The sequence below is a fragment of the Spirosoma flavus genome, from assembly GCF_054778555.1.
The window spans coordinates 72,198-89,038 of the sequence record NZ_BAAGZL010000003.1 but is presented as its reverse complement, the minus strand read 5'-3'; the positions used below and the strand labels follow the sequence as shown (position 1 = coordinate 89,038).

The following is a 16,841-nucleotide window of genomic DNA, read 5'->3' as shown; positions in this document are numbered from 1 at the left end:
TGTAGCATGAAAAAGTCAGTTTTTATTTGCCTTTTATGCTTAGTTGTGCAGCAAAGTATAGCGCAGCAAATGGATCGTTTTCGCGATATACAGGCACTGGATGAATATTTTCAGCATACACCGAACCGGAAGCACCCCCTCATTCTCGCTCATCGGGGTGGCCCAGGACAGGGCGATACGGAAAATTCAATTACTACGTTCGATAAGACGGCCATAGCACTTCCTGATGCTATTATTGAAATGGATGTGCGGATGACCCAGGATAGCGCACTCGTGCTTCTCCATGACGCTACGTTAGACCGAGAATCGGACGCGAAAGGGAACGTAGCAGAATGGACATTCGATAAGTTGAAGAAGGTTCGGCTAAAAACCTTGTCTGGTCAGCTAACAAACGAACACATTCCCACTTTTGCGGACGTATTGAACTGGAATCAAAACCGTTACGTACTGGCGCTAGACGTAAAGCCAGGAACTGATTTGGTACGTACCATGAAGGAGGTACAGAAATACGGGGCCGAACATTCGATTTTCGTGATTTGCTATTCCCCGGCCGATGCCCAGCGAATGCGCAAGCTATATCCAACTGTCTGGCTGGCATTAGGTGTGGGCGGCTTATCGGATGTAGAAAAATGGGAAGTAAATCCGCCCATTTCAGGTCGACTGATAGCGCTGACGCCCCAGAAACTACAGGAACCCGCGTTTTATGAACGGTTGCATAAGCTGGGAATACTCAGCTCAGTTGGTACGTATGGCGCGGGGCAATTAGACGAAAAACCAATTAATGAAGCCACTGCTGGGTATCGAGCTATACTTCAGCAGGGTGGTGATATTCTGACGACGGACCGCCCAACCGATGTGGCCAATTTATTCTGAGACCCATGCTACGTCATTCTCTGCTCGTTTTCTGGTTAATCATGATTTCGGTTGGGGGAGTCGCCCAGCAGATCGGACAGCCATTGCCTGACTGGCAACAGGGGCAACTCGACATTCACCATATTAATACCGGACAGGGTAACGCTACGTTTGCTATTCTTCCTGACGGTACTACGTTATTAATTGACGCTGGAGCCATCAACAAACTCGACTGGCGTACCGGTAAACCACGAAATATTTCGACAAAGCCTGATAACTCCAAACAAGCGGGTGAATGGATTGCTCGTTACGTCCGTAGAGTGCTACGTCTTCAGGCAAACCCAGTTATCGATTACGCCATCATTACTCATTTCCATGATGATCACATGGGAATGTCGCTGAACGTAAGGAAACGTTCGCCAGGAGGATACGTAGCAACAGGTATTACGGAGGTCAATGATTTTATTCGGATACGCAAGATTCTGGATCGTGGATGGCCCGATTACGAGTATCCCCGTCCGTTTGTCAGCGATTCGATGGTGAGCAATTATCGTCAATACCTAAAGTGGCAAAAGCAGCATAATAAATTGATTGTAGAACGGTTTCAGGCCGGACGTAACGATCAAATTACCTTACTACACAAACCAGCAACGTATCGTGGGCAATTTGAGATACGTAACCTGATGGTTAACGGCGAAATCTGGACAGGAGAGGGGGCTACTACTCGTTCTCTATTTCCTGATCTGAGTACGTTGAAACCAGCAGAGTATCCCAATGAAAATATGTGTAGCATTGTCTTTCAGCTACGTTACGGTAATTTCAATTACTTTTCCGGGGCTGATATTCAGGGCGTACTTCAGTTTGGAACACCAGCCTGGCATGATGTAGAAACACCCTTAGCCAACGTAGTAGGGAAGGTCGATGTGCAACTGCTCGATCACCACGGCTATCCCGATTCCGAAAACGGTACGTTGCTGGCCAATTTACGACCCCGCGTTTTGGTGATACCTGCCTGGGCGGCCTCGCATCCAGGTCGCGATGTCCTGGAACGCATCTACTCGGAGCAAACGTATCAGGGGCCTCGCGATGTATTTGCGACGAATTTGCTTGACGCAGCTAAAACGGCTATTCAGGATTTTCTCCCCCGGCTCAAAAGCGAATCTGGACACGTAGTGATACGTGTTGCAAAGGGCGGAGCAACGTATCAGGTGTTTGTGCTAGAGGATACGAATGAATTGTTCCGAATTAAGAGTGTACATGGACCCTACCAGGCACAGTAGAATAGAATCAGGCAGCCTTGGGGTCCGGCGTTCGCTTCGTCTTCAACAACTCAGTACCTGCCTGATAACCCATCACAATTAGACGGCCTATATCGTCGGAATTAAACTTCATCAGGTTTAAGAATAACGGTTCGGTTGGACGAATAACCGTCAGATTCAGATTACGTCCGTGTAATTTCTCTCGTTCAGCAAACCGTTCGGCCCAAGCAATATCGTTGTTTACCAACTGATTAACCGTAATGTCTTTCACCCGGTCCATCAAATTCAACAGGTTGCGGTAATTGAACTTTTCGTTGTAAATTCTTCGGGCATGGCAGGCCACGCAGGCAATATCGGTGGCACCATCTTCAATGGCTACACGTACCGGAGCCACTTCACGCAGGCCACCATCCAGAAACGCCCGTCGGTGGTCGCCCCCAATCTGAACAGCGGGCATCAGAAAAGGTAACGAACTGCTGGCAAATACGTAGTCCAAAAAGTTAGGGTCATGCACATCAGCGTAACACATATCGCCTTCAATGATATCGACAGCCCCAACTTTCAATTTCAAAGGCCCATTTTTAATAACTTCCAGATCAACGTTACTACGTATCAGATTCTGAATCGGTGAGTTATCGAGTAACCCATCGAACCGGCTCATAATGGTATTGTACCCCATCCGAAACCGCGACCGAATAACCGCTACGTCGTCAGGCTTGGTGATGTTACGTATCCAGAATTCAATCAAATGTTTGCCTACTTTCTCCCAATTAATCTGTCCTGATTCGGTATGCTGACGAGCGGCCTCATGAGCAATGAACGTAGCGTTAAGGCTACCTACTGAAATGCCGTAGAGGTATTCGGGCACAAAACCAGATTCGAACAGAGCCATAACGGCACCCACCTGAAAGGCTCCCTTTAAAGAACCTCCACCCAGCACCAGTGCTTTTTGAGAAGGTATTGTGGCAGGCGGAACAACAGCGGGTTGTGGAACAGGAGGAATCGGATTATCAATCATTGCCAACGAGAGTATAGGAAGAAGGCTCGCCTTCGGTCGGGGTAAATTGCGGTTTTTCAGCTAATAAACAAAACGTAAGAAGATACTGATAGTTGTGAAAGCGTATTGTCTTTTCGGCGTCTGCACTTTCCTTGCTAATTTTACCCGCGAATAGGCATTACCGGGCCGCCGGAGCGGTCAAGAGTCGTCGTCGATAGTTGTCGTCAGTCGATAGGTAAAAATTAGTACCGCCTGACTAACGACTAATGACCGCTCCGGCGGACAGTTAACAACAAAAAAATGCCCCTCTCCGTCGCTGATATACAGGCTCCGATTGCTGCTGAAATGAAATTGTTTGAGCAGAAGTTTCGAGGTCAGATGAAAAGCGAAGTCATGTTGCTCGACCAGATCATGAATTATATCGTGAAACGGAAGGGCAAGCAGCTCCGTCCAATGTTTGTGTTTTTGATGGCCGGTATTTGCGGCCAGATCAAAGAAGCAACGTATCGGGGTGCATCACTCATCGAATTGCTCCATACGGCTACGTTGGTTCACGACGACGTAGTAGATGACTCCAATTACCGACGCGGTTTTTTCTCCATCAATGCGCTCTGGAAAAATAAGGTTGCCGTACTGGTTGGTGATTACTTACTATCGCGCGGATTGCTGCTATCGGTTGATAACGGCGATTTTGATTTGCTCCAGATTGTGTCGCGGGCGGTACGTGAATTGAGCGAGGGTGAATTGCTTCAGATTGAAAAGGCGCGTCGGCTGGATATTACGGAAGAAGTTTATTATGACATTATCCGGCAAAAAACGGCATCTCTAATTGCGGCCTGTTGTGCCGTAGGAGCCCGGTCGACGGGGACTGATGAGGCTATCGTTGAGCAAGCACGGGCTTTCGGCGAACAGGTTGGGATTGCGTTTCAGATCAAAGATGATCTGTTCGATTATGGAACTGCCGAGGTAGGAAAACCGCTGGGCATCGACATTAAAGAAAAAAAGATGACCCTTCCACTAATTTACGCGTTGAGCAAGGCCGGGTTTCTGGAAAAACGACGAATCATCAATTCCATTAAAAACGAGAGCGATAATCCAAAAAAAGTAAACGAAGTCATTGACTTCGTGAAAAAGTCGGGTGGCATTGAATACGCTACCGAAGCTATGAATCGTTACGTCGCGCAGGCACAGACATTGCTCAATTCGTTTCCTGATTCTACGTATCGTAAGTCGATGCACCAACTAGTTCAGTACACCATCGACCGGAGTAAATAGCGTACAAGGCTGGTGGTTACGAAGGACTTTTTTCCATCTGGCTTGGTTTTGTTTTCTTCTCAAAAATCCGGTGAAAATCCGGGCTTTCGGTGTTCATCCATTTATCCCAGAATGTAAAATACAATCCGTAATTGAATCGGAACTGACTGTGGTGCAGGCTATGGTGCGTTGCGCCAATCAGCCATTTCCCGAGCCAGTGCCGATTAAAATCGCGGGGATAAATCTCCGTGTTCAGATGATTAATGGCTCCTGATAAAGTCATCAGGATTAAAATCAGGCCCACTGCCGAAACATGCAGAGGTAGTATAAAAATCAGTATGGGTAAAATAATAGCCTGTAACACACTTTCGATAGGATGGAACGAAAAAGCTGTCCAGGGCGACGTAGTAATGCTGTCGTGATGCGTTTTGTGGATCAGACGGTAAATACCTGGACGATGCATCCAGCGATGAAGCCAGTAGTAATACGTCTCGTGTAGAAGCAATACCAGTATGATACTGATCGGGTACCAAAGTAGCGGATATGTTCCGAAATCCGTGTACAGTTTGGTATAACCCGACTGGTAAGCTACCATAACCCCAGAAGCGATAACTGTGAAAATCAGTGAGGTTACTACCGACCAACCAATTTCCTGTCTTTCCTGCGCCGGTTTTCGGACGCGCGTCTCTACCGCTCTAGACGCAAATTGATCTTTTCTGGATACTTTAAATAACCACCAGAAAAACAGTGAAAATACTACGTATCGCCCGAAAATAGCGATGAAAAAGAGCAGGGCTGTTAGCCCTAACGCAGCGGGACTGGTAATTTGAATCATACGCTGAGAAAGGCAAATTATGCATGACTACACTAAAATAAATACGTAGTGATACGTTGCCTATTGATTGGTCTGCACAGGTCTATACTGATTTTGAAAAGAGCTTACTGACCGGCGTTTATTGAATCCAATACCATTGGATTTGTTTTATACCTTTGCGAAAAGTTATCTAAACTAACACCGTAGTCACTGTATGCGTGTAATTGTCTTCCTTCTGCTGCTAACGTTCCAAACAATACCCTTACTGGCTCAACCGAAAAAAACGGCTGCAATCCCATCGACTATCGCCCGCCCAAAACTGGTTGTTGGCATTGTGGTCGACCAGATGCGTTACGATTATCTGTATCGATTCTATTCCAAATTCGGCACGGGTGGTTTTCGGCGAATGATGGACGGCGGTTTCAATGCCCGTAACAATCATTATCATTACGCTGCTACGTATACCGGCCCCGGTCACGCGGCCATTTACACCGGTTCGGCACCCGCGTTGAACGGTATTGTAGGCAATGATTTTTACGAACGCAACATAGGACGGCTTTTGTACTGTGCTGAAGATACAACAGTAACTACGGTAGGAAATACAGGTACAGCGGGTAAGATGTCGCCCCGAAATCTGCTCGTAACCACCATTGGCGACCAGCTTAAACTGGCAACCGACGGCAGAGCGAAAGTTATTGGTATTGCGCTGAAAGATCGGGGAGCGATTTTGCCAGCGGGTCATGCCGCCAATGCCGCTTACTGGTATGACTCGAAAGATGGTAACTTCATTAGTAGTACGTTCTATATGAAGGAGTTGCCACAGTGGGTTCAGGAGTTTAATAACCGGAAATTATCGGACCAGTTCCTGAGTCAGAAATGGGAAATGTCACTTCCGGCCAATCAATACACCGAAAGCACTGTAGACGACGAGCCATATGAAACCATATTAGCAGGCGAGACAAAATCAGTTTTCCCACATACGTTTGCCATTCAGGCGGGCGGCAGTAAATACGAACCACTACGTACCAGTCCATTTGGCGACCAGATTACGAAAGAATTCGCTTTAGCAGCCCTCAAGGCAGAAAAATTGGGGCAGGGCGACGTAACGGACATGCTTTGCGTCAGCTTCTCTTCGCCCGACTATATTGGCCACGCTTTTGGTACACACGCCATTGAAACAGAAGACAATTACATTCGGCTGGATAAGCAGTTGACCGATATTTTCAACCAGCTCGATGCGTCAGTGGGCAAAGGTCAATGGACAGCCTTTCTGTCAGCCGATCATGGTGTCGTAGACTCACCCGGATTCTTACAACAGTATCGGATTCCGGCTGGTGTTCGCGGTTACGGAGAAATTGGTGAAACGGTGAAGGCAACGCTTGAAAAAGCGTATGGTTCTGGCCAGTGGATGCTGGCGTACATCAACCAGCAGATTTATCTGAATCATGCGTTGCTGGTTGAGAAAAAGATTGCCATGCAGGATGTTTATGAACTGCTACGTAGTGCTTTACTGAAACAGAAATCGGTTGTTAACGTAGTGAATCTCCACAATCTCAGTGCCGAAGCACTGCCTGAATTACAAGCTAATTTATTTCGTAACGTTAACCATCCGAACCGCAGTGGTGATTTCTACGTCATGCAGCCTCCCGGATGGATTGAGGGACGTAGCAAGGGAACTACACACGGCACTACGTATGCTTACGATACACACGTCCCCTTTTTAATCTATGGCTGGGGCATCAAACCGGGGCAAACGCTACGTCGGACACACATTCACGACATTGCTCCAACTGTTACAGCCCTTCTCGGCTTGCTCGAACCCAATGGCTGCATCGGCAACCCGGTTGAGGAAGCGATTAAATAAAATATGATGTATATAGTTGGCCAACTATATACATCATATTTCTCCCACAAAGCTTATTTCCTTAAAGCCGAAGTAACGTACTTCATCATTTTCAGTCACCGCCAAACGGCCTGCCTCATCTACGCCGATGATGGTACCTCGAAACTGCCGCCCTTCACTTTTAAATATATGTTCCTCCTGATACCGGTAAAGAATTTGCAAATAGCTGGTTTTTAATAGGTCACGTCGACCAGAACGTAGTTGAAGATATCGCTGCTCCAGCGTTTCACAAAGCATACGTAGTAAACCTGAGAGGTCGTAGCCGTTCGGTAGGGGAGATTCCAGTTGGAGCGATGTGGCCGTTACGTAGCTGAGCTCAGTTTGATTGATATTCAGCCCCATCCCCACTATCGACCAGGCTATACTAGTACCGTGAAGTGTATTTTCAATTAAAATCCCTCCCAGCTTTTTTGAACCAACGTAAATATCGTTGGGCCATTTTACGCGTAGTTGATCGCCTAATAAAGGTTGCAGGGCGTCGTATATGCCTAACGAGATGGCCATATTGAGCCAGAATTGTTCAGTTGGTTGCAAAAAAGACGGCTTGAGAATCAGTGAAAACGTCAGGTTTTGGCCAGCTGTCGCCAGCCAAATATTGCCCCGCTGACCTCGTCCGGCAGTCTGATGATCTGTTATGACAAGAGTACCTTCTGCGACATCGGTTCGGGCAATCAAATCAGACGCTTCGTCGTTAGTAGACTGACAGCTTGGCAGATATTGGATTATTTGTCCAAGAAAAAGTGTTTTGGGATAGATTTTGTACAAAATATTGTATAGTTTAGTAGTAGGGCTAATGTATGGTGCTGAGAACGCTGGGCGTTCTATAGGCAAAGTACCCGCTGATTGGCTTTCGTGCAATGTTAAACCGAAAGCATGAGAATTAACAAAAATGTTGACTTTACCGCCGAGCAAATCCGGGATATGGTTGTTCGGGGAATGCAGGAAAAGAAAGCGCAGGATATAGTTGTAATGGACCTGCGCAATGTTAAAAACGCTATCTGCGATTATTTTGTGATTTGTTCGGGTAATTCCGATACGCAGATTGACGCCATTTCATCATCCATTGAAGAGGAAGTTTATAAAGCCAGTAAGCAGGACCCCTGGCACCGGGAAGGTAAAACGAACCGGGAATGGATACTGCTGGATTACGTTGATGTAGTGGCGCACGTCTTTAAAAAAGATCGCCGTGCTTTCTACGATCTGGAGCAATTGTGGGGTGATGCCGAAATTCATTTGATTGAAGAGGGTGACCTGACAGTAGCTTCCTGAGAAAGAACTAATTATTTTTGGCCTAAAGATAACCACACCCAATGTTAATGGGCCGTTTATGGGGGTAAGTAACCGCCTGTCCCAAGCGTTTTGAAAGAGAAACATTCGCCTTCAAAACGATGTTAGTTTTTTAGAATAAGTCAGTATAACCTGAAAAAATGGCAGATAATAATAGAAATCCGTTAGTACCCCGAGGTGGGCCACGTAAGCCCAACTTTCAGGGCTGGATTGTTGCGTTGCTGATTGCCGCTATTCTTGGCATTACGTTCTTTAACCGAAGCTCGGCCACGCGTGAGACCACGCAGAAACGATTTGAGGGTATGGTAAAGAACCACGAAGTTGCCGAGGTAGTGGTAGTTAACGACAAAATAGCCGAAGTTACTCTCACTCCCCAAGCTGCACAAAGCCCTAAATATCGCGCTCTGTTCGCTGATAAACCCTATTTTGGGTCGAACAGTGGGCCGCATTATCAGTTTCAGATTGCTTCCGGCGAAACCTTTAAAAAAGATCTCGATGCAATTCAGCAGGGTATGCCTGATAACGAGAAAATTGATTACCGATTCGAGCAACGTAGTGATTTGGGAAGTATTATCAGTACGTGGGGTTTCCTGATTGTTATGATTCTGGCGATGTATTTCCTGCTTGGTCGTATGTCGGGAGCAGGCGGACCGGGAGGTCAGATTTTTAACATTGGTAAGTCGAAAGCCGCTTTGTTCGATGCGGACAATAAAGTAAAAATTACCTTCAACGACGTAGCAGGTCTGGACGAAGCCAAAGAAGAAATCAAAGAAATTGTTGATTACCTGAAAAATCCAACCAAGTTCACCAAGCTCGGCGCGAAAATTCCGAAAGGTGCATTGCTGATTGGCCCTCCAGGGACCGGTAAGACACTGTTAGCCAAAGCGGTAGCTGGTGAAGCAGGTGTGCCATTCTTCTCGCTATCAGGTTCTGACTTTGTGGAAATGTTTGTAGGTGTTGGTGCCGCCCGGGTACGTGACCTCTTTAAACAGGCGAAAGAAAAAGCGCCTTGTATCATCTTCATTGATGAGATCGATGCCGTTGGTCGTTCGCGCGGACGTGGTTCTATGCCCGGTGCTAATGACGAGCGCGAAAACACGCTGAACTCACTGCTGGTAGAAATGGATGGTTTTGCAACCGATTCTGGTATCATCATCTTGGCCGCTACCAACCGCCCCGACGTACTGGATTCAGCGCTGCAACGCCCCGGTCGTTTCGACCGTCAGATTAGTATCGATAAGCCAGATATTATTGGTCGTGAAGCTATTTTCCGGGTTCACCTAAAGCCAATTAAACTGGCGTCAGACGTTGACCCTAAAGAATTGGCAGCTCAAACACCAGGGTTTGCTGGTGCCGAAATTGCGAACGTTTGTAATGAAGCAGCTCTGATTGCGGCACGTAGCGATAAGGATGCAGTTGACATGAAAGACTTCCAGGATGCCATGGACCGTGTGATTGGTGGTCTGGAAAAGAAAAATAAAATTATCTCGCCTGAAGAGAAAGAGATTGTAGCGTATCACGAAGCTGGACACGCTGTTGCGGGTTGGTTCCTTGAACATGCTGATCCACTCGTTAAAGTGACGATCGTGCCACGTGGCGTAGCCGCCCTTGGTTATGCGCAGTACCTTCCGCGTGAACAGTATCTGTACCGGACTGAGCAGCTTATGGACGAAATGTGCATGGCGTTAGGTGGTCGGGCGGCCGAAGATCTGATTTTCGGAAAAGTGTCGACGGGTGCTCTGAGCGATCTGGAACGTATCACCAAGCTGGCTTACAGCATGGTTACTATGTACGGTATGAATGATAAAATCGGTAACGTTTCGTTCTATGATTCGAAGCAGTCTGATTATGCATTCAACAAACCTTATTCGGAAGAAACAGCTAAGCACATCGACGAAGAGGTTCGCAAGATTGTAGACATTGCCTATACACGCACGAAAGATTTGCTGACTGATAAGCGTGAAGCATTGGAAATAATTGCCAAGGAGTTGCTTGAAAAAGAGATTCTGTATCAAAACGATCTGGTTCGTTTGATCGGCAAACGCCCATTCGAACGGGAAACTGTTTACCAAGCTTATAAGAATAAAGGTGTCGCTGAAGAGATTAAAGAAGAAATCGGTAAAGAAGCTAAACCAGCTGAAACTGAACCTGAATCGCTTCCACTTTAAGCTTACCATCTAAACACAAAAAAGGCTTCTCTACGTAGAGAAGCCTTTTTTGTGTACCTAGTTCTACTTTTTGCCTAACTCAATTACCTGCATATCCAAAACCTTTGTGGCATCAAGGGAGAAACGTATCGCTGTTCGCATCGTGTGAAACCCTGTCTTACCTGCCGCCCCCGGATTAATGAATAACATGTTGTTCAATGTCGAATCACGTACTACTTTCAAAATGTGCGAATGTCCGCATACAAAAATTTTAGGTGGATCAATCTGTAATTTTGGACGTACCGTCGGATTATATTTAGGCGGGCTGCCACCAATATGCGTCATCCAAACAGTGAGCCCTTCGCAAGTAAATTGTTGATTTGCGGGAAGCTCTGATGATTCGCGGTCAATGTTACCAGAAACGATACGTAGTGGACGGAAACTACGTAATTGCTCGGCTACAGTTAATATACCTACATCTCCAGCGTGCCATATTTCATCGCAGTTTTCAAAGTGAGAGAAAATCCGGGTGTCAAGATAGCCGTGTGTGTCAGAAAGCAGGCCGATACGTGTCATAAGTAATGAACGCGGTTAGTAGATACGTACTGCAGGTAGTAACCCGCTTTATAGTTACGAAGCCAAAATTTGATCTTTCATCTCACTTCTAATTCGCTTTTTATCAATTTTACCCACACTGGTTTTGGGTATTTCGGTAACGAACAGAATGTGGTCCGGAACGTACCATTTGTGCAATTCTCCCCGATCAACTTTCGCCTGGAGACCCGCCTTGATACGTTCAGCCGTTAAATCGTATCCGGGTTTTAGTACAATTAACGCATGAGGTCGCTCGCCCCATCGGTCGTCGGGCAAACCAATTACAGCTGATTCGGCAACGCCCTCGACCTGCGATAATGTGTCTTCCATGTCCAGTGATGATACCCATTCTCCACCAGTTTTGATAACGTCTTTCGTACGGTCAGCAATAATAATCCAGTTATCAGGCGTAATACTTGCTACGTCGCCTGTGTGAAGCCAGCCTCCTTTCCAGAGGGCAGCACCACGTTCCGGGTCGTTGTAATAACCTTGTGTAAGCCACGGCCCCCGCGCGACAATTTCACCAAGTGAATGACCATCGTGAGGAACGAAATTACCTTCGTCGTCCATTAAACGCACATCTATGAATGGAATGATACGTCCTGCACGTGTCCGTAGTTCTATTTGATCAGACATAGGCAATTGTTTTTCGACTTCGTTCAGATAGGCAACCGCCATTACAGGGGCTGTTTCTGACATGCCATAGCCAGCAAGGACAGTAATGCCCAGATCGATAGCCGCTTTGGCAAGTCCTTTCGTGAGTGCTGAGCCACCAATCATCACTTTCCAGCGGCTGAGCGGCTCCCGAAATTTCTGCGCAGCCGGATTGCTAACCAGCATATTGAGAATCGTAGGGACGCAGTGCGACAACGTAACGCCTTCTTTGATGAGCAATTTTAAAAGCAGTTCAGGCTCGTAACGCCCTGGATAAACCTGCTTTGCCGACATCATAGTAGCTAGGAATGGAAAGCCCCAGGCGTGTACGTGAAACATGGGCGTAATAGGCATATACACGTCTGTTGTTCCCTTAAATGGCATCGCTTCATAACCAATAATGTAGGTCAGTAGGCCCATCGTGTGCATAAACAACTGCCGATGCGAGAAATAAACGCCTTTCGGATTACCTGTCGTACCGGTCGTGTAGAACGTAGTAGCCCAGGTATTTTCGTCAAAATCCGGAAAATCATAGTATGCTGAAGCAGGCTTGAGTAAAGCTTCATATTCACCTGCGAAACCGTCTGGAATTTCACTTAACGTAGTGATTTCTGACGTACCAGTATAAACCTTATCACTCAGCACTACATACGTATCGACGGTTGTCAGCTGGCCTTTTATCGCTGTTAGAATGGGTAAAAAGTCTTCATGAATCAATACCACTTTATCCTCGGCATGATTCATTGTGAACAGGATCTGGCTTGGTGAAAGACGAACGTTGATGGTGTGTAGAATGGCCCCCAGACTTGTTACTCCAAAAAAGCACTCCAGATAACGATGGCTATCCCAATCCAGAACAGCCACCGTATCGCCGGGCTTTACACCTAGTTCAGTCAATACGTTCGCTAGTTTACGGACCCGCTCATTGAACTGAATGTAGTTAATGCGGAATAGATCTCGGTAAACAATTTCCCGTTGAGGTTCATAACGTAATGACTGCGCGAGCATCGTTTTGACAAGCAAAGGTGGTTCATTTGCCTCGGGCGTACGAGGAATTAATTTCGTCTGAATCATGAAGAAAGAGTTTAGCAGGAAAACGATGGTGCCGAAGTTAGGTGTGAATGCTGGAAAGAAAAAATAGTATTTGTCAAGAACCAAACCCGTATCGACAGGTGTCCGTTACCATAAATACACTCGCAACTAAACTTATCAAAGTTTAGTTGCGAGTGTATTTAGGATAGAATAAAAGCAGAATTAGATCGAGGACAATGAACGTAATGTTGACTTAGGAATACTACTGACAGTTACTATAAGTGATCACTGTCTTTGCCTGTCCAGCTTGATACCCTGTAATATTCATTGTTTGTTCCATAAGGTATCCTTTGCTATTCGTTTTGTACTGATAGTCTACAACTCGGTTTCTGGACTCGTATCCTGGTAAGTAAGTCTCGGTTAAACGGCTGAGTGGTGCAGAAACTCCATGCATCAGAAAAGTAGGATGCCCTTTTAATGCTATTACCGACGGATCTTTCAACGTTTGGGTTGTGTATTCATACGTAGAAGCCGGGAATGTCGTGTTTTCTTTACCTTGTGCATCAGTATTATAGCGCCTGGTAGCTTGGCCAGCCGAATTATAGTCTGAACGAGTGTATACTAAGAAACCCTTTCCAAGGTCCAGAATTAACTCATTGGTAATCCGGCCATTGACAACTGTCGCTGGATACTTTTTTCCATCACTTACTGTTTCGGCGCTGGTTAATATCCCATCTTTAAACAAATAAGTTGTAGTTAATGAACTTAGTTCGTTAATGTACTTTGTGAGGGCGCCAGTGGCATCGTAGGTATAGGTTTTTGTCCCATTCGTATATGTACCTGTATCAGTTGCCTTTACTAGGCGCCCGTTTTCGTATTGATACGTAGTAGTAGTCTTAAGTTCACTGTTACCTGATTTATACGTATATACTTTTTGGGTTAAAAATCCCGCAGCATCGTATTGATAATCATTGCGATACGTATCTATCCCACTTGTATAGGTGAACGATTCAAGTGAACTTGTAAGCTGACCAGTCGCGTCGTGAGTAAAAGTAGTCAGTGATTTATTGGCTGGACCCGTACTCGTACGAGTTTGTACGCGACAGGCTTCGTCGGGTGTTACGTTAGAGTCGGTGCTGGTGCGGCTACAATTTATATGTAGAACTAGCAGCAAGAAAGCGAGCCCAATTTTTTGCAGAAGGAAACGTAGTGAATGCATAAGAATCTTAAGTAACGATGAACGAGATTCGATAAAAGGATAGATACTACGTTAGTCAGTCAGATTCAGCGCCTTTTTCACTTCTGCATAATTCTTCCAGTTGATAGCAGGCAGGCGGCCACCTGGTTGAGCAGGAATAAATACCCAGCGGTACTGACTGCCATAGGAGGGGGGAGTAGTATCAGTCGTATAATCCGTATATATCTGTAAGTACCCTTCATTTTTATCCATGAGTGGAACGAAACCCTCAATGCCAATATCCGTGACGCTTGGGAGTGGGAAAACAGTGGATGGGGTACCTGGATCACGAACATAAACCATAATTAAGCCCCGGTCTACAATTGCCTGTGTCAGGCCGGTCGGCTTGAAATAAAAATAGAAGTAAGTTTTATCGTCAGTATCCTGAATCCAGTTTTTAGCCGTAATCGTTGTAGACCATGTCGAGGCTACCATCCCAGTAATACCTGAAACGCCCGATGCTCCCTGAGGGCCGGTTGCACCCGTAGCGCCGGCAGGTCCGGCGGGACCTTGTGCTCCAGTAGGACCTACGTCTCCCTGCGGTCCTTTGCAGGCATAGAAAAATACAAGTAGGGTTACCCCTGATAGCAAAGTAAGTAAGCGATTCATACTTGAATGAATTTGGTTATGGTAGAAAATGACCAGTTACAACTGGTTTATTGATGGGGACAAAGTTGGCCTCTTCAACAGCATATTGTCATACGAACAATTGCGTATTTTTCTGCCGTTTAATTAATCTTAAATTAATGTTTTCGTAGGCCGGTACGTAATTTTACTTATCTTGGTTGGTCGATTAAAAGAAGATAATGAATCGCAGATAGAATCAACTATATGCACATAATCAAACTATTACGTTGCTATTGGTTCATCTGTAACTTACTACTGCCGGTAATAGGTTGGGCGCAGATAGTCCCTCCAGATAGTACGTTCTCAACGGTTGGACCTATTGCGTATCTGTCAGATTTCACGGGTAAACTGACCATAAGCGAAGTATGGCAACTGACTTCCCAGTTTCGAGTGGCTGATAGTCCACATCGATTATTAGGGGTTGGTCGCCCGTTGCAATGGCTGCGGTTGGGCCTCAAAAATCGAACCGATCAAAAAAAAACATTTGTGGCCAGCCTTGATTATCCGTATCTGGATGAGGCACGATTCTATATTCTTACTGAAACGGGTCAATTGATCACTAATTCAGGACCTTTAAACTGGAAGGCACTGCCACATCAACGTGCGACGACTCATAGCCATCCAACTTTCCAGTTTACGTTTGAGCCTCGACAAAGGGGTTGGGTCTTTGCTCAAATTGCCGGAACAAGCGGCCCGGTCGTTGTTACATTAGACGTTCAGACGGCCCGGACTTTTGAATTACAGGATCGTCAGGAACGCTTATTCTGGAGTTGGACACTGGGTATTTTTTGTTGGCTGATTGTTATCAGTGGTATACTAAGAGTTTTTCTGAAAGAGCCTGTTTATGGATATTACGGCCTATATATTTTACTTATTACGGCTTATCTAATGGCCACCAAAGGATTTTCGTTTGAGTGGTTTCCGGCTCGCCAATACGGCTTTGTTTCGGCTCGACATTTACCCGTTCAACTTTCGTTTGCTTCGGTTTTTGCGGCTTTTTTATTTATTCGCCATTATGTTCTGGTGTCGGTATGGCACCTTTCTTGGGTGCGACGTATCTATTACAGCGCCTTGTTACCCGTAGGATTTGATATTGTATTTATCTGTTTTGAATTACCTTTTACGGATTTGTATCGTCAGCAGGCTGATTGGATTGGACCAATTGTTAGTGCTTGCTATCTGATTCCGATCCTGATTATGTTTGGATTGGTTAGTTGGCAGGCTGTTCAGGAACAGAAGCCGAAACGGCTGGTGTTTTGGGACTCACCCGCCAGACTTTACCTCATCAGTATCAGCCCAATTGTCATACATATAACTTGTACCGTTTTAAATAACTATGGCCTTATACCCAATTATTTTCTCCCACGGTTTGAAGGGTTGGCCGTAGCGTACCTGATTGAATTTACGCTGTTAAGCGTTGGTATGGGCTACCGCTACAAACATATTACCGATGAACGTCAGCAATTGGTTCAGGCTAATTTTCAGCAACAGCTTCTGTTACAGCAAGAACAAAACCGCGTTCTACAGGCCCAGCTACGGCTCCAGCAAGAGAAAGAACGTATCGCTCGTGACCTTCACGACCATGTTGGCGCTCAACTTTCGGTAATAGCGTCCAGTTTAGACCACGTTCGATTAAGTCAGCCACCTAATGGTACTGCCCTTCACCTCGAAACGATTGGTAACCATGCTCGGGATGCTATCAGCAGTTTACGTGAAACAATCTGGGCGATCAATCGTGAATATGTACCTCTTGGCGAGTTTCAGATTCAACTCCAGCAGTACCTTCATCGTCAACAACAGATTTTATCTAATACCCAGCTATTGATACGTGCTAATACGGTCGATACGGGCCAACCTCTTACCTCAGAGCAAGCGTTAAACCTATTTCGTATTATTCAGGAGGCTGTAAGCAATGCGCTACGTCATGCTCATGCCAATACAATTCAGGTAGCCATCGGTACAGACGCTACGTCTAGGCTATGGCTAGAAGTGAAAGACGACGGAATAGGGTTCGATATGAGCGAGGAGCATCCAGGCCATTACGGTTTGCTAAATATGCGGCTTCGAGCTGAGCGATTAGGAGGTGAATGGCAGATAACAGCCCAGCCAGGAATGGGTACCACTCTTTCCTTAATTATGCCCCTCCAATCTGTTGTGGTAAGCCAAAATGCGTTGGTAAATTAA

14 protein-coding genes are annotated in these 16,841 nt (G+C 46.0%); 7 read left to right on the top strand and 7 right to left on the bottom strand.

Annotated features, from left to right (window positions below; all coding sequences use genetic code 11):
- The first annotated feature begins 45 nt into the window (after positions 1–45).
- Complete coding sequence (locus ACYVF1_RS16985) at positions 46–873, top strand: glycerophosphodiester phosphodiesterase family protein (protein ID WP_461080932.1); 828 nt, start codon at positions 46–48, stop codon at positions 871–873.
- 5 nt (positions 874–878) lie between these two features.
- Positions 879–2,132: a ComEC/Rec2 family competence protein gene (locus ACYVF1_RS16980; RefSeq protein ID WP_461080930.1), complete on the top strand. Its 1,254-nt coding sequence runs from the start codon at positions 879–881 to the stop codon at positions 2,130–2,132.
- Positions 2,133–2,139: 7 nt separating this feature from the next.
- Here ACYVF1_RS16980 and ACYVF1_RS16975 read toward each other — a convergent pair whose 3' ends face one another.
- On the bottom strand, positions 2,140–3,129 hold the full coding sequence (locus ACYVF1_RS16975) for a patatin-like phospholipase family protein (RefSeq protein ID WP_461080928.1): 990 nt from the start codon (positions 3,127–3,129) through the stop codon (positions 2,140–2,142).
- Positions 3,130–3,408: 279 nt separating this feature from the next.
- Here ACYVF1_RS16975 and ACYVF1_RS16970 point away from each other — a divergent pair, with 279 nt between their 5' ends.
- The gene (locus ACYVF1_RS16970) at positions 3,409–4,383 is read left to right on the top strand and encodes a polyprenyl synthetase family protein (protein ID WP_461080926.1); all 975 of its coding nucleotides are present in this window, start codon (positions 3,409–3,411) and stop codon (positions 4,381–4,383) included.
- Positions 4,384–4,399: 16 nt separating this feature from the next.
- Here the strand turns inward: ACYVF1_RS16970 and ACYVF1_RS16965 are convergent, their stop codons facing one another.
- On the bottom strand, positions 4,400–5,197 hold the full coding sequence (locus ACYVF1_RS16965) for a sterol desaturase family protein (RefSeq protein ID WP_461080924.1): 798 nt from the start codon (positions 5,195–5,197) through the stop codon (positions 4,400–4,402).
- Positions 5,198–5,390: 193 nt separating this feature from the next.
- Between ACYVF1_RS16965 and pafA the strand changes: the two genes are divergently transcribed.
- Entirely contained in the window at positions 5,391–7,040 is a 1,650-nt protein-coding gene (gene pafA, locus ACYVF1_RS16960) for an alkaline phosphatase PafA (RefSeq protein WP_461080922.1), read from the top strand.
- A gap of 33 nt (positions 7,041–7,073) precedes the next feature.
- Here the strand turns inward: pafA and ACYVF1_RS16955 are convergent, their stop codons facing one another.
- Positions 7,074–7,844 carry a biotin--[acetyl-CoA-carboxylase] ligase gene (locus ACYVF1_RS16955; RefSeq protein ID WP_461080920.1) on the bottom strand — a complete coding sequence of 257 codons (771 nt, stop codon included), beginning with the start codon at positions 7,842–7,844 and terminating at the stop codon, positions 7,074–7,076.
- A 108-nt stretch (positions 7,845–7,952) separates the two neighbouring features.
- On the opposite strand from ACYVF1_RS16955, the gene rsfS reads away from it, so the two are divergent.
- The gene (rsfS, locus tag ACYVF1_RS16950; protein ID WP_461080918.1) at positions 7,953–8,348 is read left to right on the top strand and encodes a ribosome silencing factor; all 396 of its coding nucleotides are present in this window, start codon (positions 7,953–7,955) and stop codon (positions 8,346–8,348) included.
- Between the two features lie 158 nt (positions 8,349–8,506).
- Entirely contained in the window at positions 8,507–10,534 is a 2,028-nt protein-coding gene (gene ftsH / locus ACYVF1_RS16945) for an ATP-dependent zinc metalloprotease FtsH (RefSeq protein WP_461080916.1), read from the top strand.
- Between the two features lie 63 nt (positions 10,535–10,597).
- Here ftsH and ACYVF1_RS16940 read toward each other — a convergent pair whose 3' ends face one another.
- The 4 genes from ACYVF1_RS16940 to ACYVF1_RS16925 all read right to left on the bottom strand — a co-directional run bounded on the left by ACYVF1_RS16940 (position 10,598) and on the right by ACYVF1_RS16925 (position 14,639).
- The gene (locus ACYVF1_RS16940; RefSeq protein WP_461080914.1) at positions 10,598–11,089 is read right to left on the bottom strand and encodes a metallophosphoesterase family protein; all 492 of its coding nucleotides are present in this window, start codon (positions 11,087–11,089) and stop codon (positions 10,598–10,600) included.
- A gap of 54 nt (positions 11,090–11,143) precedes the next feature.
- Positions 11,144–12,835 (bottom strand): fatty acid--CoA ligase, encoded by a 1,692-nt coding sequence (locus tag ACYVF1_RS16935; RefSeq protein ID WP_461080912.1) that lies wholly within the window; start codon positions 12,833–12,835, stop codon positions 11,144–11,146.
- A 220-nt stretch (positions 12,836–13,055) separates the two neighbouring features.
- Complete coding sequence (locus tag ACYVF1_RS16930; protein ID WP_461080910.1) at positions 13,056–14,012, bottom strand: hypothetical protein; 957 nt, start codon at positions 14,010–14,012, stop codon at positions 13,056–13,058.
- Between the two features lie 51 nt (positions 14,013–14,063).
- The gene (locus ACYVF1_RS16925; protein ID WP_461080908.1) at positions 14,064–14,639 is read right to left on the bottom strand and encodes a hypothetical protein; all 576 of its coding nucleotides are present in this window, start codon (positions 14,637–14,639) and stop codon (positions 14,064–14,066) included.
- A 222-nt stretch (positions 14,640–14,861) separates the two neighbouring features.
- Between ACYVF1_RS16925 and ACYVF1_RS16920 the strand changes: the two genes are divergently transcribed.
- Complete coding sequence (locus ACYVF1_RS16920) at positions 14,862–16,841, top strand: sensor histidine kinase (protein WP_461080906.1); 1,980 nt, start codon at positions 14,862–14,864, stop codon at positions 16,839–16,841.

Bases quoted from the DNA above. Each gene is read 5' to 3' on its own strand.
- ACYVF1_RS16980 (WP_461080930.1), top strand. From the start codon at position 879: ATGCTACGTCATTCTCTGCTCGTTTTCTGGTTAATCATGATTTCGGTT.
- ACYVF1_RS16975 (WP_461080928.1), bottom strand. From the start codon at position 3,129: ATGATTGATAATCCGATTCCTCCTGTTCCACAACCCGCTGTTGTTCCG.
- ACYVF1_RS16970 (WP_461080926.1), top strand. From the start codon at position 3,409: ATGCCCCTCTCCGTCGCTGATATACAGGCTCCGATTGCTGCTGAAATG.
- ACYVF1_RS16965 (WP_461080924.1), bottom strand. From the start codon at position 5,197: ATGATTCAAATTACCAGTCCCGCTGCGTTAGGGCTAACAGCCCTGCTC.
- pafA (WP_461080922.1), top strand. From the start codon at position 5,391: ATGCGTGTAATTGTCTTCCTTCTGCTGCTAACGTTCCAAACAATACCC.
- rsfS (WP_461080918.1), top strand. From the start codon at position 7,953: ATGAGAATTAACAAAAATGTTGACTTTACCGCCGAGCAAATCCGGGAT.
- ftsH (WP_461080916.1), top strand. From the start codon at position 8,507: ATGGCAGATAATAATAGAAATCCGTTAGTACCCCGAGGTGGGCCACGT.
- ACYVF1_RS16940 (WP_461080914.1), bottom strand. From the start codon at position 11,089: ATGACACGTATCGGCCTGCTTTCTGACACACACGGCTATCTTGACACC.
- ACYVF1_RS16935 (WP_461080912.1), bottom strand. From the start codon at position 12,835: ATGATTCAGACGAAATTAATTCCTCGTACGCCCGAGGCAAATGAACCA.
- ACYVF1_RS16930 (WP_461080910.1), bottom strand. From the start codon at position 14,012: ATGCATTCACTACGTTTCCTTCTGCAAAAAATTGGGCTCGCTTTCTTG.
- ACYVF1_RS16925 (WP_461080908.1), bottom strand. From the start codon at position 14,639: ATGAATCGCTTACTTACTTTGCTATCAGGGGTAACCCTACTTGTATTT.
- ACYVF1_RS16920 (WP_461080906.1), top strand. From the start codon at position 14,862: ATGCACATAATCAAACTATTACGTTGCTATTGGTTCATCTGTAACTTA.